Source organism: Inquilinus limosus, from assembly GCF_002195995.1.
GTDB lineage: Bacteria > Pseudomonadota > Alphaproteobacteria > DSM-16000 > Inquilinaceae > Inquilinus > Inquilinus limosus_C.
Window position 1 is genome coordinate 39,722 of the sequence record NZ_NHON01000036.1, and the last position, 21,429, is coordinate 61,150.

The following is a 21,429-nucleotide window of genomic DNA, read 5'->3' on the forward strand; positions in this document are numbered from 1 at the left end:
GCGGCCGGCTGGCGGTGCCCGGGCGCCGTGCTATCGTGCCGCCGAGCCGGAAACCGGAGGAACGCCTTGTATCGTGTGATTGCGGCTGTCGCCTATGCCGAGGGGCGGCGGGTCGCCGATATCGCCCTGTCGGAGGGACGAGCCTGGTCGCAGAAGCCGGGTCATTTCGTCTGGATCGGCATCCGCAAGCCGAAGGAAGCCGAGCTGCGCGAGCTGGCGCAGCAATTCGGGCTGCATCCCCTGGCGATCGAGGATGCGCTGAACGCCCATCAGCGGCCGAAGCTGGAGACTTATGGCGACGGCCTGTTCGTGGTGCTGCGCACCGCGCACAGGGAGATGGATACGACCGAGTTCGGCGAGACCCATGTCTTCATCGGCCCCGGCTATGTCATCTCGGTGCGGCACGGCCCGTCCTCCTCCTACTCGACCGTGCGGGAGCGGGCGGAAGCCAATCCCTCGCTGCTGAAGCACGGCGAGGACTTCGTGCTGTATTCGATCCTCGATTTCGTGGTCGACAACTACACGCCGGTGGTGGAGGCGATCGAGACCGAGGTGACGGCGCTGGAGCAGCGGGTGCTGAGCGTGCCGCTGACCGCCGCCGACATCGAGCGCATCCATGCCCTGCGCCGCGAGCTGATGGTGATCCGCCGCACGGTCACGCCGGTGGCCGAGGTGTGCAAGCAGTTGGAGCACTCCGAATCGGAGTGCATCGACGAGGCGATGCATCCCTATTTCCGCGACGTCGCCGACCATGTGAAGCGGGTCAGCGACCATATCGACGCGCTGCGCGAGATCGTGACCCACACCTTCGAGGCCGGCCTCCTGCTGGAATCCTCGCGCCAGAACCAGGTGCAGCGGAAATTCGCCGCCTGGGCCGCGATCCTGGCGGTGCCGACGGCGATCGCCGGCATCTACGGCATGAACTTCGACAACATGCCGGAGCTGCGCCTGCCCTACGGCTACTATATGATTCTGGGCGTGATCGTCGGCCTGTGCGGCTTCCTGTACTGGCGGTTCAAGCGCTGGGGATGGCTGTAGGCTTGCCAGAGCGCCGAGACTGCGGTTCAACACCGGGATGACCGATCCCTTCGACACCGACGACATCGCCCCCGAGCCCGCGGCGGCGGAGGCCGACTGCCCGCGCTGCCTGAAGCCGGCGGCGCTGTGCATCTGCGATACGGTGGTGCCGATTGAGAACCGCATCGGCCTCCTGATCCTGCAGCACCCGCAGGAGCAGGCGAAGGAGCTGGGCACCGCCCGGCTGGCCGCGCTGCACCTGACCAACGCCGTGTTCAAGATCGGCCTGTCCTGGCCCAGCCTGGCCGCGGCGCTGGGCCGGCCGGCCGACCCGAAGCGCTGGGCCGTGCTGTATCTCGGCTCGATGCGGCCGGAGGACTTCCCGCCGGGGCGCGAACTGGTGGTGCTGGACCGGAAGGGCGCGCCGCTGCCCGAGCAGGAGGGGGCGCTGGAGGAGATCGAGGGCGTGGTGGTGCTGGACGGCACCTGGAGCCAGGCCAAGACGCTGTGGTGGCGCAACGCCTGGATGCTGAAGGGCCGCCGCATCGCGCTGAGGCCGCAGCGCCCGTCGCTCTACGGCAAGCTGCGGCGCGAACCGCGGCGCGAGGCGCTGTCGACGCTGGAATCCGCGGCCTTCCTGCTGAGCCGGCTGGAGGAGCGGCCGGAGATCGAGGCCGCGCTGCTCGCCAGCTTCGCCCGGATGCTCGACCGCTATCGCGCCACCCAGCCGGCCCGGCCGTCCCGTCCCACGGGTCCCCGGCCCGACCGCCGCCGGCCGCAGCAGCGCCGCGGCCGGGGTCGTTAGCGCTGCCGTTCGGCTCGCAGCAGAATCAACGCCGGCAGCAGCGGCAGCGCCGCGACCAGCGCCAGGAAGCCGTGGGTGATGTCGAAGGCGGCCAGCGCCCCCATCAGGTAAGTCGGCCCCGGCGGCAGGAACAGGCCGAACAGCGCCACCGCCAACGCCGCGCCGATCGAGGCGCCGGTGCGGTCGAGGATGTTCAAGAGCGGCACCCCGTCCGGCACCCGCTCCTTCGGCAGCGAGGCCAGGGCCACGGTCATCGCCGGCATCCCCGACAGCACCATGCCGAAGCCGCGCACCGCCAGCACGGCGGAGAGCCAGAGGTAGCTCGTATGCGCCTCCAGGAAGGCCAGCGGCACGGTGCCGAGCACGGTCAGGACGATGCCGGCCAGCACCAGCCGGCCGCCGCCGAAGCGATCGGCCAGCCGGCCACTGAGCGGCATGGCCAGCGCGATGCCGAGATCCTGCGGCAGGATCAAGAGGCCGGTCATGAACACCGTCTCGTGCCGCACCAGCAGGTAGTAGAGCGGCAGCGCGATCTGCGCCCCGTACACGGTGAAGCCGCCGCAGAACAGGATCAGCCCGGCCGGGCCGAAGATGCGGTGGCGCAGCAGGCCGATGCGGATCAGCGGCGCCTCCATCCCCCGCGCCCGCAGCACGAAGCCGGCGATCAGGACGAGGCCGAGCAGCAGCGCGCCATCCGCCGCCGCGGCGCCGAAGCCGCCGGCCTGGGCGATGGCGGCGACGCTCCAGGTCATCAGCGGCAGGCCGAGGGTCAGCAGCAGCAGGCCCGGCAGGTCGAGGCGCCCGGCGGCCCCGGCCGCGCCGGGCTCGGTGCGCGGCAGCCAGCGCCAGCCGGCCAGGAGGGCGGTGAGGCCGAGCGGCACGTTGATCCAGAACAGCCAGGGCCAGCCCTGCCAGGCCAGCAGCGCACTGCCGACGGTGGAGCCGATCGCCGGGGCCAGCACCACGACGATGCCCATCGTACCCATCAGCCGGCCCATCCGCCCGGGCCCGGCCGCCATGCCGAGCAGCATCTGCCCGACCGGCACCAAGAGGCCGCCGCACAGGCCCAGCAGCACCCGCGTCGCGATCAACTGCCCGGCCGTGGCCGACAGGGCGCAGGCGACCGAGACCAGGATGAACAGGGCCAGGCTGGCGAACCATAGCCGCGTCGGCCCCACCCGCCGCGCCGCCCAGGCGCTGATCGGGATCGCGGCGGCCAGGGCCAGCAGATAGCCGGTGGCCACCCATTGCATGGTGTCGAGCGGCACGCCGAAGCCCTCGCCCATCGGCGCAAGGCCGATGTTCACGATCGAGGTGGTGAGCCGCGACAGGAAGCCGCCGACGACCAGGACCGCGGCCTGGCGCCACAGCGCGGCCGGGATCCTCTCCAGCCTTGCGGCCGGGGCGAGGGAGGTCATGGAGAGTCCTTATCGATGATAAATTTATCATTGATAAGGAGCCGATTGGGACTAGCCTGTCAAGTGGCTCGATCGACCAGGACCGACACCGGATGACCCACCCCAAACCGTCATTGCGAGCGCAGCGAAGCAATCCAGGGCCGCTCGCACCGGCCCCTGGATTGCTTCGTCGCTCCGCTCCTCACAATGACGCGGGGAGAACAGCCCGCCCTGGGAGCGGGCGATGAAGCTGCAGCGGGACACGGTGATCCGGACGGCGCTGGACCTGCTGGACGAGGTCGGCATCGATGGCCTGAGCACCCGGCGCCTGGCCGAGCGGCTGGGCGTGCAGTCCCCGGCGCTCTACTGGCACTTCAAGAACAAGCGCGCCCTCCTGGACGCCATGGCCGCGGCGATGATGGAGGAGGGCGGGATGCGGCGGACGGCCGAGCCCGGCGCCGACTGGCGGGACTGGCTGGCAGCGGATGCGCGCCAGTTCCGCCGGGCGCTGCTGTCGCGGCGCGACGGCGCCCGGCTGCATGCCGGCACCCGGCCGGAGCCGGCGGAGTTCGCCGCGGTCGAATCCGAGACCGCCCTGCTGTGTACAGCCGGCCTCGCCCCGGCCGACGCGCTGCGCGCCCAGATCGCGATCGGCCGCTACGTCGTCGGCTGGGTGCTGGAGGAGCAGGCCGATGCCGCCGACGCCGCCGAGCGCGAGGGCGAGGGCGAGGGCGAGCGCATGGCCGCCGCCGACCTGGCCGCCTATCCGAGGCTGGCCGAGGGCATGGCGGCGGTGCGCGACGCCGACCCGGACGCCGAGTTCGACCATGGCCTCGGCCTGCTGCTCGACGGCATCGCGGCAAGGATCCGGAGGTAAGTGCCCCCGGGAGTGATCAGACCTTCCAGCCGGAGGTGAAGACCCGGCAGGTATGGCAAAGCCGAGGCCGGCCTATTTGATGCAATTCCACCAGCTGCCATCGAAGTCACGGTTCACCGTCTCATCGGACTCCACGGCGAAGCCGACAAATGACGACGCCTCTTCCGGATAGCCACAGCCCTTTACGATTCCACGAATCTCTGCCGTGAGATCCGAATAGTCCTCAAGCAGAAAATCTCGCTGCGCATCTGTTCCAACCCGCGCCCAAATCGCGAGATGCCTCGGACTCAGATCTATGGCACCGAACCAGAATATATCGACATCTGGAATTCCCGCCTTCAGCCGCTCGCGAATAACACCCACCGCGCGCTCGATAACCGCTCGCAAATCGGTCTCTCCGCTCATTCTTCAATCCCCCATGATCGAGACATCTTCACAACGCCCAACTCCTCGCCGTCATTGCGAGGAGGCGAAGCAATGACGGTGTTGGGAGTTCTGAAAAGGTCTCATGATCGGGAAGAGATCCGTGCGAACCCGTCCGTCCCGCATCTCCGGGACGACATAGGAGCAAATTGATCCTCGTCCGTTCCCAGCCCGGCAGCAAGCCGTCACGGAATGATCCGCCGCCTTTGCAGGTCGCGGAAGATCCCCAGGAACATCGCCTCGGTGTCGACCGTGTCATGGAATCCGAAGAGGCGGGCCTTGGTGGTGTCGCCGAACATGTCGTAGTCCAGGCCGAAGATGAAATCGGCGAAGCGCCAGGACGAGACGTCGCGATACGGCGTCGGCGCCAGGCCGTGCTTCGCGATCATCGACCGCCACAGCGGCTCCTTGTCCGCCATCATGGTGTCGAGCGGCATCGGCAGCGGCGGCGCCGTCTCCAGCTCGAAGAAGCGGGCCAGGCGCGGCCATAGGTCCGCCCAGCGGAACAGGTCGCCATTGGCGATGTTGAAGGCCTGGCCGGCGGCGCGCGGGTCGGTCGCGGCCCAGACCGTGGCCCGGGCCAGGAGGCCGGAATCGGTCATCTGCAGCAGCTTGTCATAGGCGCCCGGCTTGCCCGGGAAGCGCAGCGGCAGCCCCAGCTCCTTCGCCATCGAGGCGTAGACGGCGATGGCGACCGCCAGGTTCATCGGGTTGCCCAGCGCCGTGCCGCCGACCACCGCCGGGCGGATCGCCGACCAGCCCCAGCCGCGCGCGGCGGCACGCTCGCGCAGCCAGGCCAGCTGGTCGATCATGAATTCCGGCGGCATCGGGCCGGGATCATCCTCCCGCGCCGGCGTCTTGAACGGGCCGAGATGGCCGCCATAGACCTTGTAGCCCTGCATCAGGCTGACATGGCGCAGCCCCGGCGCCGCAGCCTCGACGGCCTCCACCGCGTTCACCAGCATGGCCAGGTTCGGCGCCACCAGCTCTGCCCAGCTCGGCCGGTCCTGGAAGGCGGCATAGAAGATGTGGGTGATGTCGCGCAAAGCCCCCAGCTTCGCCCGCGCATCGGCGGGGTCGAGCAGGTCCACGGCGATGTGCCGGACGCGGCCCGCAGCCTCGCCGCCGCGGCGCGAAAGCCCGATCACGTCCCAATCCTCCAGCGTCGCCAGATGCTCCACCAGGTTGCGGCCGATCACCCCCTGGCCCCCGACCACCAGCGCCGTCTTCCGGTCCATCGCTCTCTCTCCGTGCCTGTGTCCTGGCCCAGAGATCATTCATTTCGACTGGATTGAGTAGGCAGCCGAATCGACTATCATCCATAAGCAAGACTTTGAGATGATCGCCGGATGGACCGCTTCACCACCATGGCCACCTTCGTGCGGGTGGCGGAGCTCGGCAGCCTGTCGGCCGCGGCGCGGGCGCTGGGCCTGACCCAGCCGGCGGTGAGCCAGCAGGTGGCGGCGCTGGAGCGGCGGCTGGGCGTCCGCCTGCTGAACCGCAGCACCCGCCGCCTGGCCCTGACCGAGGCCGGCGAGCGCTACCACGCCCAGGCCCGCCGCATCCTGGAGGCGGTGGCCGAGGCCGAAGACGGGCTGGCCGAGGCCTCCGACGTGCTGAGCGGCAGCCTGCGGGTGCATGCCCCGGCCGGGCTGGGCCAGGCGCATCTGGCGCCGATCCTGATCGGCTTCCAGCAGCGCCACCCGGCGCTGGCGGTCGAGTTGATCGCCGACGACCGCTATGCCGACCTGATCGGCGAGGGCGTCGACGTCGCCATCCGCCTCGGCGCCCTGGCCTCGCCCGGCCTTGTGGCGCGCCGCCTGGCGACGCTGCGCCGGATCCTGGTGGCCTCACCCGGCTATGTCGCGGCCCGAGGCAGCCCCGAGACGCCGGAGGATCTCGCCCACCACCCGCATGTCCGCTTCAGCTGGGCGGCGGCGGGCGACGCGGTGCCCCTGGCCGGGCCGGACGGGCCGCTGGAGGTGCGGGTGCAATCGCGCTTCCTGGCCAACAACGCCTTCGTGCTGATCGAGGCGATCCGCGCCGGGATCGGCATCGGCGGCGCCCAGCTGCCGCTGGTGCAGCCGCTGCTGGATCGCGGCGAACTGGTGCGGGTGATGCGGGGTTATGCCTATGCCCCGCTGGAGGTGCATGCCGTCTACCCCTCCGCCCGCTTCGTGCCGCGCCGGGTCCGCGCCTTCGTCGACCACCTGGCCGCCGAGCTGCCGCGGATCCCGGGGCTGGAGCGGTAGCCCCCTCACCCTCCCATTCGCCAACGCGAATGGGCCCCTCCCTCTCCCCGAGGAGAGGGAAACAAGGCCGGCGCCCCCCTCACCTCTCCTTGGGGAGAGGTCGAAATCGCGCCAGCGATTTCGGGTGAGGGGGCAGCTCCGGCCCAACCATCCAAAGCGTTACATCGATCGCCCATCGAACTCATGCACCGGCACCGCCGCGAGGTCGATGTCCTCCAGGCAGCGGATGTTGATATAGGCCGACCGGTCGGTCCCCGGTGCGGCATCCTCGGCGAAGACATGGATGCCGCAGTTCCGGCAGAAGCGGTGCTGGAGGACGTGGCGGTTGAACAGATAGGTGCCGAGATCCACCGGCTCGGCCCGCACCCGCAGGTCGAGATGCGGCACGGCCCAGAGCAGCGCGCCCTTGCGGGCGCAGATCGAGCAGTTGCAGGACACGGCGCCGGTCAGCTCGCCCTCGACCTCGAAGGCGACGCGGCCGCAATGACAGCTTCCCTTGTAGAGCATGGTCCCCTCCCCGTGCTGAGCCCGTCCAGAAAGCTGGGCCGGCGGCGCCCATGGGCAATCCCGGCGGCCGGAACAAGGGGCGGGCGGGGGGATGCATGGCTGCGTTGCACCCCCACGCCAAGCGCCCGGTGTCGAATGTAGGATGAGCCATCCGTCATCCGCAGAGACCCCCGCCCGCCGCACCGGCCCGCCCGAGGCCCGGAGGAACGCCGATGTCCACTGCCGTCGATCGATCGAAGCGCCCGTTCGTCATCGCCTCGATCATGCTGGCGACCTTCATGGTCGCGATCGAGGCGACGATCGTCGCCACCGCCATGCCCCGCATCGTCGGCGAGCTGGGCGGCTTCACCTATTACAGCTGGGTGTTCTCGGCGTTCCTGCTGGCCCAATCCACCACCACCGTCATCTACGGCAAGATGTCGGACGTGTTCGGCCGCAAGCCGGTGCTGGTCGGCGGCACCATCCTGTTCCTGATCGGGTCGGTGCTGTGCGGCTTCGCCTGGTCGATGGGGTCGCTGATCCTGTTCCGGCTGCTGCAGGGCCTGGGCGCCGGCGCGATCACACCGGTGACCATGACCGTGGTCGGCGACCTGTACAAGCTGGAGGAGCGCGGCCGGGCGCAGGGCCTGATGGCCAGCGTCTGGGCCACCTCCGCCGTCATCGGGCCGCTGGCCGGCGGCGTCATCGTCGACACCCTGTCCTGGGCCTGGATCTTCTGGATCAACCTGCCGTTCGGCGTGCTGACCATCGCCGGCTTCATCCTGTTCCTGAAGGAGCAGATCGAACCGCGCAAGGTCCGGATCGACTACACCGGCGCCGCGCTGTTCTCGGTCGCCATCGTGTCGCTGCTGGTGATCCTGACCGAGACCGAGGCCGATGGCTGGCTGCTGGGCGGGCTGGGGCTGCTGTTCCTGGTCGCCGGGTGGCTGTTCCTGTGGCAGGAGCGGCGGGCGCCCGAGCCGATCATCTCGCTGGAGCTGTGGAGCCGCCGGCTGGTCGCCACCAGCAACATCGCCACCGTGCTGGCCGGCATGGCGCTGATCGGCCTGACCACCATCCTGCCGGTCTATGTCCAGGGCGTGCTGGGCCGGTCGCCGATCACCGCCGGCTTCACCCTGAGCATGCTGGTGTTCGGCTGGCCCCTGGCGGTGATGCTGTCGCAGCGGCTGTACCGCGCCTTCGGCGTGCGCCGCACCCTGCGGGCGGGCAGCCTGCTGTTCCCGGTCGGCGCCAGCTTCCTCCTGTTCCTGACACCGCAGACCCATCCGGCCGTGGCCGGCACCGGCGCCTTCATCATGGGCTTCGGCATGGGGCTGATCAGCCTGACCACCATCGCTGTGGTGCAGGACAGCGTCGAATGGTCGATGCGCGGCAGCGCCACGGCGTCGATCATCTTCGGCCGCAACCTGGGCAGCACCATCGGCGCCACCGCGCTGGGCGCCATCCTGAACATCGGCATCGTCCATTTCGGCAGCGGCGCGCTGGCGGCGAGCGTGCACGACGTGCTGAACCAGCCGGAGGGGCTGGCCGAGCTGGCCGCCAACCCGTCGGTCCGCGACGTCTTCGACCAGGCGCTGCACTGGACCTTCCTGGGCGTGGTGGCGATGGCGGTGCTGACCTTCGTCACCATCTGGCTGATCCCGATCGCCCCGCGCCCGGCGAGCGCGGCGCCGCGCGAGGTGGAGGCGGCGGAGCCGAACCCAGCCACCATCGGGCACTGAATTTGACCGCAAGAACCGGGCCGACCGCCTTCCGGCCCGGTGCTAGCATCCGTCCCATGAGCGAACATCTCTACACCCTGTTCGAGACCGCCATCGGCCCCTGCGGCATTGCCTGGGGCCCGCGCGGCATCACCGGCGTGCAATTGCCGGGGTCGACTGCGGAGAAGACGCGGATGCGCCTCCTCCGCCGCTGCCCCGGCGCCGAAGAAGGCGCGCCCCCGCCCGACATCGCCCGGGTGATCGAGCGCATCGGCGCCCTGCTGCGCGGCGAGCGCATCGACCTGTCGGACGTGCCGGTCGATCTCGGCCGCGTGCCGGAGTTCGAGCAGCGGGTCTACGCCATCGCCCGCGCCATCCCGCCGGGGTCGACCATGACCTATGGCGAGATCGCGAAACGGCTGGGCGACCCGCTGCTGGCCCGCGACGTCGGCCAGGCGATGGGGCACAACCCGTTCCCGATCGTGGTGCCCTGCCACCGGGTGCTGGCCGCCGGCGGCAAGCCCGGCGGCTTCTCCGCCCCCGGCGGGGTCGACACCAAGCTGCGCATGCTGCAGATCGAGGGCGCCGCCCCCGGCGGCCAGCCGTCGCTGTTCTGACCGCCCGAAACCCGTTGCCCGGCACGGCGGCCGCGCGCAGAGCCGGCGCATGCCCGCCGAGACGATCCTGCAACGCCCCATGATGGCGGTGTTCGACTACCGGTGCAGCGCCGGCCCGGGCGACCGCCCCTTCACCGAGCTGCATGCGGGCCATTCCGTCTCCTATGTCCGGCGCGGCAGCTTCGGCTGCCGCCAGCTGGGCCGGGCGGACGAGCTGGTGGCGGGGTCGGTGCTGGTCGGCCATCCGGGCGACGAGTTCACCTGCACCCATGAGCACCATCACGGCGGCGACGAGTGCCTGTCCTTCGAGCTGGCCCCTGCGCTGGTCGAGGCGATCAGCGACGATCGCACGGCCTGGCGCGCCGGGGCGATGCCGCCGCTGCCCGGGCTGATGGTGCTGGGCGAGCTGGCCCAGGCCACGGCCGAGGGCCGCAGCGATTTGGGACTGGACGAGGTCGGCATCGCCTTCGCCGCCCGCTTCGTCGCCCTGGTGACCGGGCGGCCGCCGCACCGGACCGAGCCCGCGGCGCGCGACCGCCGCCGGGCGGTGGAGGCGGCGCTGTGGATCGACGCCAACGCCGACCAGCCGGTCGACCTGGACGGCGCGGCCCGCACCGTCGGCCTGAGCCCGTTCCACTTCCTGCGCCTCTTCGCCCGCAGCCTGGGCGTCACCCCGCACCAGTACCTGGTCCGCGCCCGGCTGCGCCGCGCCGCCCGTCTGCTGGCGGAGGATGCACGGCCGGTGACCGACATCGCCTACGATGTCGGCTTCGGCGACCTGTCGAACTTCGTGCGCAGCTTCCACCGTGCCGCCGGTGTCTCGCCGCAGCGCTTCCGCAAGGCGGCGAGGGGCGACCGCGGGATCCTGCTGGAGAGGCTGGCGCCGGCTGGCTTGAATTCGTCATGGCGAGGCGCGGAGCGCTGCGGCCATCCAGAGGCCGGCGCGTGCAGCCCTGGATGGCCACGCCCCTGCGAGGCTCGCCATGACGGTTCGGAAGCCAGAGGCCCGCTTACGACGCCGTCAGCGTCTTCAGATAGGCGATGATGTCGGCGCGGTCCTGCGGGTTGGCGATCGGCGGCGCCGCCATCTTGGTGCCAGGCACGGCCTTGGCCGGTCCGGCCAGGAACGCGTCCAGCGTCGTCTCGTCCCAGGCCTTGGCATAGGCGACCATGGCCTTGGAGAAGGTGTAGCCGGCCAGCGTCCCGGCCACGCGGCCGAAGACGCCGGACAGGTGCGGACCGAGCTTGTTCTGGTCGGTCACCGTGTGGCAGGCGCTGCAGCGCGAGAACAGGGTCTGGCCGCGCGCCGCATCGCCATCGGCCAGGGCCGGCGACGCGGCACCGGCGGTCAGCAGGGCCGCGAGGGCCCATTGCGTCAGCTTCATGATTGTTCCTTCTTCATCCTTCCGATGCCCAGAAACCGTTCGAGACTGCGCTGGCGTGAGTCGGCTGGTGGTGGCTTCGAGAACCGGAGCGCAGCGGACATAGGTCCGTGAGCACCGGAAGCGGAGAAGCCGCCATCAGACGGCCACGCCAGTAGCGGTATCGGACGGTTTCTCAGGACGACGTCTTCAGCGACTCCGTGTCGAAGGGCAGGCTGCGCAGGCGCTTGCCGGTGGCGGCGAAGATCGCGTTGCCGACCGCCGGGGCGACGGCGGCCGTGGCGGTCTCACCGATGCCGCCGGGGGTCTCGGCGCTCTTGACCAGATGGGTCTCGATCACCGGCACCTCGTCGATCCGCATCGGCAGGTAGGTGTCGAAATTCGCCTGCTCGACCCGGCCGTTGGCGAAGGTGATGTTGCCGTGCAGCGCCGCGGTCAGGCCGAACAGGGAGCCGCCCTGGGTCTGCGCCTCGATCGTGTCCGGGTTCACCGCCAGGCCGCAATCGACGGCGCAGACCAGGCGGTGGACCTTGATCGACCCGTCGCCGGCGACCTCGACCTCCGCCACCATCGCGACATAGCTGCCGAAGGCGAACTGCACCATCACGCCGCGGCCATGGCCCTTCGGCATCGGCGTGCCCCAGCCCGCCTTCTCCGCCGCCAGGGTCAGCACGCCGAGGGCGCGCGGATTGTGGCCCAGCAGGGACTTGCGGTACGCGACCGGGTCCTGCTTCGCCGCCGCCGCGAGCTCGTCGACGAAGCTCTCGACCACGAAGACGTTGTGGGTCGGGCCGACGCCGCGCCACCAGGAGGTCGGCACGCCCTGCGGCTCGACCCGGACATATTCGACCCGGATCGCCGGGAAGGCATAGGGCGGCTCGGCCGCGGCCTCGACCGCGTCGGCATCGACGCCGTCCTTGAAGCCCGCCGGGAAGTAGCGCGCCATGATCGAGGAGCCGGCGATGCGATGGGTCCAGGCCACCGGCCGCCCTTCCGCGTCCAGCCCGGCCGCGAACCGGTCGTAGTAATACGGCCGGTACATGTCGTGCTGGATGTCCTCCTCGCGGCTGTAGACCACCTTCACCGGGCCGTCGACCTGCTTGGCCACCGCGACCGCGCGGGCGATGCCGTCGACCTCGAGCCGCCGGCCAAAGCCGCCGCCGATCAGGTGGTTGTGGACCTGCACTTTCTCCTTCGGCAGGCCGGCGACCTGCGCCGCCACGGCCTGGGCCATGGTCGGGACCTGGGTGCCGACCCAGATCTCGCAGCTGTCCTTCTGCACATGCACGGTGCAGTTCATCGGCTCCATCGCCGCATGCGCCAGGAACGGCACCTGGTAGACCGCCTCCAGCTTGTGCGCCGCGCCGGCCAGGGCCTTTTCGGCGTCGCCCTCGTTGCGGGCCACGGCGCCCGGCTTCTTCGACTCCTCCTCGAGCTGGCGGATCAGGTCGGAGCTGTTCACATTGGCGTTCGGACCGTCATCCCATTGGATCGCCGCGGCCTCGAGCCCCTTCTTGGCCGCGCCCATATGGTCGGCGACCACCGCCACGGATTCGTCGGTCTTCACCACCTGGCGCACGCCCTTGACCGCCATCGCCGCGGCCTCGTCCACCGATTTCGGCTTGCCGCCGAGGACGGGGGAGATGGCGATCGCCGCCACCTTCAGTCCCGGCAGCTTGGTGTCGATGCCGAATTCGGCGGTGCCGTTGACCTTGCCCGGCGAGTCCAGCCGCTTGGCCGGCTTACCGATCAGGGTGAAGTCCTTCGGGTCCTTCAGCACCACGGCCTTCGGGTCCGGCGCCGGCAGCTTGGCCGCGGCATCGGCCAGCTCGCCATAGCCCAGCGAGCGCTTGCCGTCGGTGACCTGGCCGTGCTGCGCCTTCAGGGTCGACGGGTCGACGCTCCACTGCTTGGCCGCGGCGGCGACCAGCAGGGTGCGCGCCACGGCGCCGGCCTGGCGCAGCGGCGTCCAGAAGCCGCGGATCGAGGTCGAACCGCCGGTCAGCTGGGCGCCGATCAGCGGATTGCCGTAGAGCGCGTCGCTGGGCGGCGAGTGCTCGAGCCGGACCTGGTCGAGCCCAACCTCCAGCTCCTCCGCCAGCAGCATGGCCTCGGCAGTGTAGATGCCCTGCCCCATCTCGGCCGACGGAATCACCAGCGTCACCAGACCCTGGCGGTCGATGCGGATGAAGGCGTTGGGCGCGAAGCCGGATGCCTCGGCCGCCGCCAGGGCGGGCCGCAACGAGGATGGCAGGGCAACGGTGAGGGCCAGCCCGCCGCCCACGGCAGCGCTGACCTTGAGGAACCCGCGGCGGTCGAGGGTGTGAGAGCCATCAGGCATGATCCGTCCCTCCCTCACGCCGCGGCCTTGTGGATCGCGGCGCGGATCCGCTGATAGGTGCCGCATCGGCAGACATTGCCCGACATGGCGGCGTCGATGTCGTCGTCGGTTGGTTTCGGCGTGTCCTTCAGCAGCGCCGCCGCCGACATGATCTGGCCGGACTGGCAGTAGCCACACTGCACCACCTCCAGCTCCAGCCACGCCTTCTGCAGGGCGGCGCCCTGCGGCGTCTGCCCGATCGCCTCGATCGTCGTGACCGCGCTGTCGCCGACGCTGTCGACCGTAGTGATGCAGGACCGCGTCGCCGCGCCGTCGACATGCACGGTGCAGGCGCCGCACAGCGCCTGGCCGCAGCCGAACTTGGTCCCGGTCATGCCGAGCACGTCGCGCAGCACCCACAACAGCGGGGTGTCGCCGTCGACATCGACCTCATGCGGTGTGCCGTTGATCTTCAACGTGAAAGCCATGGCTGCCTCTCGGTGGCTGGGGCTGATAGGACACGGCCGGCCGACCTGGACAGCGCCGGCCGGCTGCGTGCATCGATGGGATCTGCGACAGTCTTTTGAAGCTCGGCTTGCGCGATCGGCCGGCCGGAAAAGGCCCGGCACCGCGCCCGACTCCTGATTCTGGCCTGAGCTTAGAACGAAACGGGACGGAAACGCAGCGAAACATCGCGCCCTTCGACCATTGAAGAAGGCGGCCCCCCGCACATGTCATCAGCATGAGCCCGCTGATCCGTCTCGCGCTCGCCACCGGCCTCGCCGTGGCGGCCGCTTCCGCCATTCCGGCGCCCGCGACGGCGCAATGCATCGTCGATCCATCCCAGATCGGCAGCCCCTGCGCCGGCGGCATCGGCTCGCCGCCGCTTATTCGCAGCCAGCCCCCCGCCCCGCTGCAGATCACGCCGCCGGGGCAGCTGACCCCACCGCAGCTGGCGCCGCCCCCGCGGCTGGAGGTTCCCCGGCCGCGCCGGGCGGAGAGCCTGGGCCGCAAGGTGCCGGGCACGCCGCTGCTGCCGCTGCCATCGGCCGGCATGGCGCAGCGCTGCGTCACGATGGTTGGCAGCTGCCCGATCCCCGGCGGCGCCATCCCCAGCACGTCCTGCACCTGCGAGGGCGGCAACACCGGCACGGCCCGCTGAGGATGCGATGCGGGTGGCGCTGGTGCTGAACGGCGCCGCCGGCGCCCTGCTGGGCCGGACGCCGGAGGCGATCACCGCGCCGCTGGACCGGATCCTGGCGGAGGCCGGGGCCGAGGGCCGGGTGACCATGGCCGAGGGGCCGGCGCTGTGCCGGGCGCTCGACGCCGCCATGGCTTCCGACGCCGAGGCGATCCTGGTCGGCGGCGGCGACGGCACCATCATCGCCGCGGCCGAGCGGCTGCTGGTGGAGAGCCGGGCCGGCCGTCCTGCCCGCCCGCTCGGCATCCTGCCGCTGGGCACCGCCAACCTGCTCGCCCACGACCTGGGCATCCCGCTGACGCCCGAGGCGGCGCTGCCCGCCCTGCTGGCCGGCACCACCCTGCGGATCGATGTCGGCCTGGTCAACGACCGGATCTTCCTGAACAGCTCGCTGCCCGGCATCGCCGCGCGCATGGTGCTGCAGCGCGAGCGGCTGCGGCGCGCGCCCGGGCCGCTGAAATGGCTGCGGCTGGCGCGCGCCTTCTTCCGCGGCTTCGACCGCGGGCCGCGGCTGCATGTGGTGCTGCAGGCCGATGGCCGGCCGGTGCGGCTGGTCACGCGTACCCTGGCGATCAGCAACAACCCGCTGGCCGAGGGCTTCGCCGCGATCCACCGCCGCGCCGCGCTGGATGGCGGCCTGCTGGGCGTCTACACGGCGCGGATCCGCCGCCGCTGGGACCTGTGGCGCCTGGTCGCCCGTATCGTCGCCGGCACCTGGCAGCACGACCCGGCGACCGAGGCGCTGGCGGCGCGGCGGATCAATGTGATCTCGCGCCGGGCCCGGCTGTGGGTGGCCAATGACGGCGAGAACCATCTCTTGGCGACGCCGCTGCGCTATCGCATCCTGCCGCGCGCGCTGACCGTGCTGGTGCCGCGCACCGAACCCGACAAGCCGGTCTGATGAAGAGCATCGCCCATATCTCCGACCTGCATTTCGGCCGCACCGAGCCGGCGCTGGTCGAGGCCCTGCTGGCCGAGCTGAAGGCGCTGGCGCCCTCGGTCGTCGCCGTCTCCGGCGACCTGACCCAGGATGCGCACAGCGCCGAATTCGCCGCCGCGCGGGATTTCCTGGACCGCCTGCCCGCCCCCTACATCGTGGTTCCGGGCAACCACGACATTCCGCGGCACAACCTGCTGTCGCGCTTCACCAAGCCGTTCTCGCGCTACCGCCGCTACATCACCCCGGACACGGCGCCGCTGCTGGTCCAGGACGGGATCGCGCTGATCGGCGTCAACACCGCGCGGCGGCTGGTGGCGCATTGGAACTGGTCGCACGGATCGATCAGCCCCGGGCAGATCGAGCGGGTGCGCGAGACGCTGCGCGCCCTGCCGCGCGGCCTGCTGAAGGTGGTGGTGGCGCACCACCCCTTCCTGCCGCCGCCCGACGCGCCGGACACCAAGCTGATCGGCCGGGCCGAGACGGCGCTGCGCGTCTTCGCCACCGCCGGGGTCGACCTGATCCTGACCGGCCATCTGCACCGGAACTTCTATGGCGAGGTCACCGCCCATCACGGCCGGGTGCGGCGGCCGATCCTGGTGGCGCAGGCGGCGACCGCGACCTCTAGCCGGCGGCGCAACGAGCCGAACGCCTATAACCGCATCCTGCTGGAGGGCGACCGCCTGACGCTGGAGCCGCGGCGCTGGGACGGCACGGGCTTCGTGCCCATGCCGCCGCACGGCTTCGAGAAGGTGAAGGGCCGCTGGCAGGCGCAGCCGGCGGCCGGTTGAACGGACCGCGCCGGATCAGGACTCCGCGGCCGGAAAATCGGTGCCGCGGGTCACCTCCTCCCAGCGGCCGATCTCCCCGATCACGGCGTCGAGCTTTTCGCGGGCGCGGCGCAGGGCGTCGCTGCCGAGCAGCAGGTGCAGCGGCGGCCGGTCGGCGCGGATGGCGGCGATGATCGCCCGGGCGGCCCGGTCCGGATCGCCGAGCTGCTTGCCGGCCGCGGCCTCGAAGGCGGCGGAGCTGCGGCCGACGCTGCTCGCATAGGCCGTGTCCTCCGCCGGGCTGCGGCGGATCGAATGGGTGGACAGGAAGTCGGTGCGGAAGGCGCCCGGCGCCACCGCCGTCACCGTGATGCCGAGCGGCGCGACCTCCTGCGCCAAGGCCGCCGACAGCCCCTCCAAGGCGGCTTTCGCCGCAGAGTAGAGGCTGGTGCCGACCCCGGGCGCGCGGCCGGCGATCGAGGTGATGTTGACGATATGCCCGGTCCCCTGGGCGCGAAGGCGGGGCAGCGCCGCGCGGATGACACGGAACGGCCCGAACACGTCGACCGCGAACAGATGCGCCACCTCCGCATCGGTCGCGGTCTCAAGCGCGCCGAGCAGGCCGTAGCCGGCGTTGTTGACGATGACGTCGATCGTCCCGGCCAGGGCGAAAGCCCGTTCGACCGTCGCGTCGATGGCGCCCGGATCGACGAGATCGAGGGACAGGACGTGCAGCGTGCCCGCCCCGGGGTCGAGATCGGGCGCGCCGGCCCGGACCGTGCCGATGACGGTGTCGCCCTCGGCGAGCGCCGCCTGGGCCAAAGCGAGGCCGAGGCCGCGCGAGATGCCGGTGATGAACCAGGTTGTCATGAGGGTCTCCTGTGTGCGCCCCGGAGATGGCCCTCATCGGACAACTTCATAATGACCGCAAAACTGATCAGGCTTGTTAGTTCGACTTAAAGATGGTGCCATCGGCCCATGGACACCCTTCTGTCAGGCAGCGACTACAACCAGCTGCGGGCCTTCGTCGCCGTCGGCGAGCTGCTGAGCTTCAGCCGGGCGGCGGAGACGCTGGGCGTATCGCCCTCGGCGCTGAGCCAGATGGTGCGCGGCTTCGAGGAGCGCGTCGGGGTCCGGCTGCTCAACCGCACCACCCGCAGCGTGGCGCTGACGGAGGCCGGCGAGACCCTGTTCCGCCGCGTGCGGCCGGTGGTGTCGGAGCTCGGCGACGCGATCGGGCAGGTGCGGCGCACCCGTGAGCGGCCGGCCGGCACCGTCCGCATCCACGCCTTCCGCTCGGCCGCCGAAACCTATCTCGACCCGATCCTGCCCGGCTTCGCGCTCGCCTATCCCGATGTCGTGCTCGACATCACCCTCGACGACGAGGTGGTCGACATCGTCGCCGGCGGCTTCGACGCGGCGATTCGCATCGGCGAGGTGATCGAGCATGACATGGTCGCGGTGCGCCTCGGCCCCGAGATGCGCCAGATCGCGGTGGCGGCGCCGGAGTACCTGGCCGCACATGGCCGGCCGGAGCATCCGCGCGACCTGGTGCGGCACCGCTGCATCCGCTGGCGCTGGCCGGGGCATGCCACGCCCTATGCCTGGGAGTTCTTCGAGGACGGCCGCTGGTTCTCCGTCGCGGTCGGCGGGCCGCTGATCGTCGACGACAAGCAGATGGCCCGGCGCGCGGCCCTGCGCGGCATCGGCATCGGCTTCGCCATCGAGCAGGCGGTCGCCGGCGACATCGCCGCCGGCCGGCTGGAGCCCCTGCTGGAGCGATGGTCCGCGCCCTTCCCGGGCCTGTTCCTGTGCTACCCGCGGCAGCGGCAGATGGCGCCCGCGCTGCGCGCCTTCATCGACGCGGTGCGGCAGGGCGGGACGATGGCGGCGTCAGACGATCGCAGCCCCCGGCGCCCCGGCGGACCAGGATAGGAGGCCGGCCAGGCGCCGCAGCGCCCGTTCCAGCCCCGCCCGATCCGGCACGCCGCCGAGCGACAGCCGCACCGCCCGCGGCGGACGCTCCGCGCGTGGCGGCGCGCCGGTCACGTCAAAGGCGTCGGCCGGCACCACCAGCAGCCCGGATTCCCGGGCTGCGGCGGTGAAGGCCGTGGCGGACCAGCCCTCCGGCAGGGCCAGCCAGAGATGGTTGCCGTCCGGATGGGCGGCGACGGCGCCCGCCGGCAGCAGCGATGCGGCCAGGCGCTGCCGGGCGCGGTTCTCCGCCCGGATCGCCGCCGTCAGCGTGGCCAGCGTGCCGTCGCCGATCCAGCGCGTGGCCAAAGCGGCGGTCAGCGGCGAGACCATCAGGCTGATCGCGCGCAGCCCGGCCGTGAGCGGCACCGCGGCGCCGGCATCGGGCGCCGCGACATAGGCGACGCGCAGCGCCGGGCTGGCGCATTTCGACAGCGAGGCGACATGCCACACCACGTCCGGCGCCAGGGCGGCCAGCGGCGGCGGCGGCGCCTCCGGCAGTGCGCCATAGGCGTCGTCCTCGACAATGGCCACGTCGTGCCGGCGGGCGATGGCGACGATCGCCCGCCGGCGCTCGACCGGCAGCGTCGCCGTGGTCGGGCTGGCGATGGTCGGCACCAGATAGAGCGCCTTGGGCGGCTCGCCGCGGCACAGGCGCTCGAAGGCGTCGGGGTCGATGCCTTCGGCATCCTGCGCCAGCCCGGCGAGGCGCAGCCCGAGATGGGCGGCGATCGCCCGCATGCCGGGGTAGGTCAGGCCGGCGCAGGCCAGGGTGTCGCCGCGGTCGAGCAACAGGTCGAGCAGGGCGAACAGCGCGCTCTGCGCCCCCGCCGCGACCACCATCCGGTCCTCCGCCACCGCGCCGAGGCGCCGGCCGAGCCAGGACGCGCCGGCCGCCCGGTCCCGGGCCGTGCCGCTGCTCGGCTGGTAGCCGAGGCTGGCCCCGCCCTGCGGCCCCGCCAGCAGCGCCGCCAGCCCCTCCGCCACCCGGTCGCCGAGCCCCGGCGGCCGGGGCGGCACGTTCATGCTGAGGTCGAAGCCGTCCGTCGCCGCCACGGGCTCGGCGGCGGCCGGGATGCCGCGGACGAAGCTGCCGCTGCCGCTACGCCCCTCGACCAGCCCCATACGCTTCAGCTCGGTATAGGCGCGTGTCACCGTGGTCAGGTCGACGCCGAGCTGCGCCGCCAGCTGCCGCTGCGCCGGCAGGCGCGAGCCCGGAAGCAGGGCGCCGGAGCGGATCCGGCTGGCCAGCTGGTCGACGATCGAGCGGTATTTCGACATGGGTCAGCGGCTGCGACGGTTCATCGCAAAACCATACGCTTGACCAAAGTGCATGGCAATATTAGATGATGAGCCATACAGTCATGGGGACGATCATGGCCCAGCCCACCGCCTATCCGACGCTGAAGCCCTTCGAGGTCGGCATCCGGGCCCGCTGCCCGCGCTGCGGCAAGGGCCATCTGTTCCGCGGCTTCCTGACCCTGGCCCCAAGCTGCGAGGTCTGCGGCCTGGACTACGGCTTCGCCGACCCGGCGGACGGCCCGGCCTTCTTCGTCATCTCGATCGTCAGCTTCCCGGTGATCGCCTTCGCCGCCTGGCTGGAGCTGGCCTATGAGCCGCCGATCTGGGTGCACCTGCTGACCTCGGTGCCGCTGCTGATCGGCGGCTGCCTGGCGCTGCTGCGGCCGCTGAAGGGCTGGCTGGTCGCCGCCCAGTACATCAACGACGCCCGCGAGGCCCGGCTGGCCGGCAAGAACGAGAAGTAGCGGCAGAGACCCCGCAAATCCGCCGGGCTCCCTACTCCTGCCCGTCGCGGCCGAGCCAGGGGTCCGGGCCCGGGTCGCGGCCGCCGGCCGCCTCGGCCAGCCGGTCGAGGTAGTGGGCCCAGCCTTCGGCATGGCCGGCGCATTGCCCGGCCGTCGGCAGGCCGGTCTGGGTCATCCGCAGCAGCGTGCCGTCCGGCTGCTCGATCAGGTCGATCTCGACCAGGCTGGAGCCCGGCGGCACCACCTCGCTGCCGTCCCAGCCGAAGCTGTAGGCCAGGCGATGCACCGGCACCACCTCGCGGAACGCGCCGCGGGCGAAGCGGGCGCCGGTGACGTTGACCAGGTAGAGGCCGCCGGGCTGCGGATCCATCTGCGCTTCCGTGCCCATCCAGCGCAGGATCTTCTCCGGGTCGGTCAAGAGGGCGAACACCGCGGCGGGCGGCGCGGGAATGCGCGTTTCGCGGCGGACGACGAGATCGTCAGGCATCGGTCTCCTCCACGTTTCGGCAGGCGGCGGGTCCCTCGGGGCCGGATCAGGCCTCATGGCCATCGCAGGGCGTCTTGGCCGCCGCGAGGTCGTGGCCGCCGGCCACGGCCGCCAGCCGGTCCAGGAAATGTGTCCAGCCCTTGGCATGGGCGGGCACGGCCGACGGCGGCAGGCCGCTATGGGTCATCCGCATCAGCGTGCCGTCCGGCTGCTCGATCAGGTCGATCTCGACCAGGCTCGACGCCGGCGGCACCTCGGCATTGCCCTCCCAGCCGAAGCTGTAGACCAGGCGATGCACCGGCACGACCTCACGGAACGCGCCGCGCACCACATTGGTGCCGTCGACATCGAGCAGGTAGAGGCCGCCCGGCTGGGCGTCGAACTGCGCCTGCGTGCCCATCCAGCGCAGGATCTGCTGCGGGTCGGTCAGGAAGGCGAAGATGGTGGCCGGCGGCGCCGGGATCCGCATCTCGCGCCGGAAGACGGTCTGTTCGTCCATCGCGCTCCCCTTCGCCGCCATGCCGGTCCCGATCGCCGGGATGGCCGGCAAAATAACACGGCCGGGCCGGTCACGGCACGGTTTCAGGCAACGCGAACTGCGCGATGGCGCATCGGCCACCCGATCGCCGGCCGCGTGACAGATCCCGCCCCGCGGCGGCATGATCGCGGCATGGACCTGCCCCCGTCCCTCGCCTGGCTCCTCGACGACGCCGGCGCCTCGCCCGGACCGGACCGCTTCCTGGCCGATCTCGGCGGCCGGCTGCTGGCCGACGGGCTGCCGCTGGCCGGCGCCGCCCTGACCCTGGCGGTGCCGCACCCGATCGTCGCCCGCCGCACCTGGCTGTGGCGGGCCGGGACCGGGGCCGTGATCGAGGCGCTGGGCTTCGCCGGCATGCCGCTGGCGGCGTCCGGCCCGCCCGGCCGGGGCGGCCGCGACTGGCTGTCGGGGCTGGGGCCGGGCCCGGTGCAGGAGCATACCGCCGGGCCGGCGGTATGC

General features: G+C 71.5%; 24 protein-coding genes. 13 read left to right on the forward strand and 11 right to left on the reverse strand.

The window, feature by feature from the left end; genetic code table 11:
- The first annotated feature begins 75 nt into the window (after positions 1–75).
- Both corA and BWR60_RS19220 read left to right on the forward strand, forming a co-directional pair.
- Complete coding sequence (gene corA, locus BWR60_RS19215; RefSeq protein ID WP_230983108.1) at positions 76–1,038, forward strand: magnesium/cobalt transporter CorA; 963 nt, start codon at positions 76–78, stop codon at positions 1,036–1,038.
- A gap of 37 nt (positions 1,039–1,075) precedes the next feature.
- Entirely contained in the window at positions 1,076–1,822 is a 747-nt protein-coding gene (locus tag BWR60_RS19220; protein WP_088152642.1) for a tRNA-uridine aminocarboxypropyltransferase, read from the forward strand.
- Here the strand turns inward: BWR60_RS19220 and BWR60_RS19225 are convergent.
- A complete protein-coding gene (locus BWR60_RS19225) occupies positions 1,819–3,240 on the reverse strand; it encodes a DHA2 family efflux MFS transporter permease subunit (RefSeq protein WP_088152643.1) in 1,422 nt (473 codons plus the stop codon). The genes BWR60_RS19220 and BWR60_RS19225 overlap by 4 nt on opposite strands.
- A 223-nt stretch (positions 3,241–3,463) precedes the next feature.
- Between BWR60_RS19225 and BWR60_RS19230 the strand changes: the two genes are divergently transcribed.
- Positions 3,464–4,096 (forward strand): TetR/AcrR family transcriptional regulator C-terminal domain-containing protein, encoded by a 633-nt coding sequence (locus BWR60_RS19230; RefSeq protein ID WP_088152644.1) that lies wholly within the window; start codon positions 3,464–3,466, stop codon positions 4,094–4,096.
- Positions 4,097–4,168: 72 nt separating this feature from the next.
- Here BWR60_RS19230 and BWR60_RS36435 read toward each other — a convergent pair whose 3' ends face one another.
- Both BWR60_RS36435 and BWR60_RS19235 read right to left on the reverse strand, forming a co-directional pair.
- On the reverse strand, positions 4,169–4,501 hold the full coding sequence (locus BWR60_RS36435) for a hypothetical protein (RefSeq protein ID WP_144445670.1): 333 nt from the start codon (positions 4,499–4,501) through the stop codon (positions 4,169–4,171).
- 203 nt (positions 4,502–4,704) lie between these two features.
- The gene (locus tag BWR60_RS19235) at positions 4,705–5,757 is read right to left on the reverse strand and encodes an SDR family oxidoreductase (protein ID WP_088152645.1); all 1,053 of its coding nucleotides are present in this window, start codon (positions 5,755–5,757) and stop codon (positions 4,705–4,707) included.
- Between the two features lie 111 nt (positions 5,758–5,868).
- On the opposite strand from BWR60_RS19235, the gene BWR60_RS19240 reads away from it, so the two are divergent.
- Positions 5,869–6,771 (forward strand): LysR family transcriptional regulator, encoded by a 903-nt coding sequence (locus BWR60_RS19240; RefSeq protein ID WP_088152646.1) that lies wholly within the window; start codon positions 5,869–5,871, stop codon positions 6,769–6,771.
- Between the two features lie 159 nt (positions 6,772–6,930).
- Here BWR60_RS19240 and BWR60_RS19245 read toward each other — a convergent pair whose 3' ends face one another.
- Positions 6,931–7,278, reverse strand: coding sequence for a GFA family protein (locus BWR60_RS19245; RefSeq protein ID WP_088152647.1), 348 nt, complete (start codon positions 7,276–7,278; stop codon positions 6,931–6,933).
- Between the two features lie 212 nt (positions 7,279–7,490).
- Here BWR60_RS19245 and BWR60_RS19250 point away from each other — a divergent pair, with 212 nt between their 5' ends.
- The 3 genes from BWR60_RS19250 to BWR60_RS19260 are packed head-to-tail and all read left to right on the forward strand — an operon-like array spanning position 7,491 to position 10,640.
- On the forward strand, positions 7,491–8,999 hold the full coding sequence (locus tag BWR60_RS19250; protein WP_088152648.1) for an MDR family MFS transporter: 1,509 nt from the start codon (positions 7,491–7,493) through the stop codon (positions 8,997–8,999).
- A gap of 56 nt (positions 9,000–9,055) precedes the next feature.
- The gene (locus tag BWR60_RS19255; protein WP_088152649.1) at positions 9,056–9,595 is read left to right on the forward strand and encodes a methylated-DNA--[protein]-cysteine S-methyltransferase; all 540 of its coding nucleotides are present in this window, start codon (positions 9,056–9,058) and stop codon (positions 9,593–9,595) included.
- A gap of 49 nt (positions 9,596–9,644) precedes the next feature.
- Positions 9,645–10,640, forward strand: a complete 996-nt coding sequence (locus BWR60_RS19260) for a helix-turn-helix domain-containing protein (RefSeq protein WP_088152650.1) — start codon at positions 9,645–9,647, stop codon at positions 10,638–10,640.
- On the opposite strand, the gene BWR60_RS19265 is transcribed toward BWR60_RS19260, so the two are convergent.
- The 3 genes from BWR60_RS19265 to BWR60_RS19275 form a co-directional block, all read right to left on the reverse strand.
- The gene (locus BWR60_RS19265) at positions 10,606–10,980 is read right to left on the reverse strand and encodes a c-type cytochrome (RefSeq protein WP_088152651.1); all 375 of its coding nucleotides are present in this window, start codon (positions 10,978–10,980) and stop codon (positions 10,606–10,608) included. The genes BWR60_RS19260 and BWR60_RS19265 overlap by 35 nt on opposite strands.
- A 172-nt stretch (positions 10,981–11,152) precedes the next feature.
- Positions 11,153–13,318 carry a xanthine dehydrogenase family protein molybdopterin-binding subunit gene (locus tag BWR60_RS19270; RefSeq protein WP_088152652.1) on the reverse strand — a complete coding sequence of 722 codons (2,166 nt, stop codon included), beginning with the start codon at positions 13,316–13,318 and terminating at the stop codon, positions 11,153–11,155.
- Between the two features lie 14 nt (positions 13,319–13,332).
- Positions 13,333–13,785 carry a (2Fe-2S)-binding protein gene (locus tag BWR60_RS19275; protein ID WP_088152653.1) on the reverse strand — a complete coding sequence of 151 codons (453 nt, stop codon included), beginning with the start codon at positions 13,783–13,785 and terminating at the stop codon, positions 13,333–13,335.
- 254 nt (positions 13,786–14,039) lie between these two features.
- Here BWR60_RS19275 and BWR60_RS19280 point away from each other — a divergent pair, with 254 nt between their 5' ends.
- From BWR60_RS19280 to BWR60_RS19290, 3 genes are read left to right on the forward strand one after another with little or no spacing between them, the layout of a single operon-like run.
- Positions 14,040–14,459, forward strand: a complete 420-nt coding sequence (locus BWR60_RS19280; RefSeq protein WP_088152654.1) for a hypothetical protein — start codon at positions 14,040–14,042, stop codon at positions 14,457–14,459.
- A 7-nt stretch (positions 14,460–14,466) separates the two neighbouring features.
- On the forward strand, positions 14,467–15,399 hold the full coding sequence (locus BWR60_RS19285; RefSeq protein ID WP_088152655.1) for a diacylglycerol/lipid kinase family protein: 933 nt from the start codon (positions 14,467–14,469) through the stop codon (positions 15,397–15,399).
- On the forward strand, positions 15,399–16,226 hold the full coding sequence (locus BWR60_RS19290) for a metallophosphoesterase family protein (RefSeq protein WP_088152656.1): 828 nt from the start codon (positions 15,399–15,401) through the stop codon (positions 16,224–16,226). The genes BWR60_RS19285 and BWR60_RS19290 overlap by 1 nt, the downstream gene beginning before the upstream one ends.
- 15 nt (positions 16,227–16,241) lie before the next feature.
- Here BWR60_RS19290 and BWR60_RS19295 read toward each other — a convergent pair whose 3' ends face one another.
- Positions 16,242–17,075: an SDR family NAD(P)-dependent oxidoreductase gene (locus tag BWR60_RS19295; protein ID WP_088152657.1), complete on the reverse strand. Its 834-nt coding sequence runs from the start codon at positions 17,073–17,075 to the stop codon at positions 16,242–16,244.
- A gap of 108 nt (positions 17,076–17,183) precedes the next feature.
- Here BWR60_RS19295 and BWR60_RS19300 point away from each other — a divergent pair, with 108 nt between their 5' ends.
- Complete coding sequence (locus tag BWR60_RS19300) at positions 17,184–18,140, forward strand: LysR family transcriptional regulator (RefSeq protein WP_088152658.1); 957 nt, start codon at positions 17,184–17,186, stop codon at positions 18,138–18,140.
- Here the strand turns inward: BWR60_RS19300 and BWR60_RS19305 are convergent.
- Positions 18,099–19,460 (reverse strand): PLP-dependent aminotransferase family protein, encoded by a 1,362-nt coding sequence (locus BWR60_RS19305; protein WP_088152659.1) that lies wholly within the window; start codon positions 19,458–19,460, stop codon positions 18,099–18,101. The genes BWR60_RS19300 and BWR60_RS19305 overlap by 42 nt on opposite strands.
- Positions 19,461–19,555: 95 nt before the next feature.
- Between BWR60_RS19305 and BWR60_RS19310 the strand changes: the two genes are divergently transcribed.
- Positions 19,556–19,945 carry a DUF983 domain-containing protein gene (locus BWR60_RS19310; RefSeq protein WP_088152664.1) on the forward strand — a complete coding sequence of 130 codons (390 nt, stop codon included), beginning with the start codon at positions 19,556–19,558 and terminating at the stop codon, positions 19,943–19,945.
- A gap of 31 nt (positions 19,946–19,976) precedes the next feature.
- Here BWR60_RS19310 and BWR60_RS19315 read toward each other — a convergent pair whose 3' ends face one another.
- Both BWR60_RS19315 and BWR60_RS19320 read right to left on the reverse strand, forming a co-directional pair.
- Positions 19,977–20,432, reverse strand: a complete 456-nt coding sequence (locus tag BWR60_RS19315) for an SRPBCC family protein (protein ID WP_088152660.1) — start codon at positions 20,430–20,432, stop codon at positions 19,977–19,979.
- 46 nt (positions 20,433–20,478) lie between these two features.
- The gene (locus BWR60_RS19320) at positions 20,479–20,931 is read right to left on the reverse strand and encodes an SRPBCC family protein (protein WP_088152665.1); all 453 of its coding nucleotides are present in this window, start codon (positions 20,929–20,931) and stop codon (positions 20,479–20,481) included.
- Between the two features lie 171 nt (positions 20,932–21,102).
- Here BWR60_RS19320 and BWR60_RS19325 point away from each other — a divergent pair.
- Positions 21,103–21,429, forward strand: a 327-nt coding sequence (locus BWR60_RS19325; RefSeq protein WP_218823578.1) for a hypothetical protein, incomplete at its 3' end; no start/stop codon positions are given.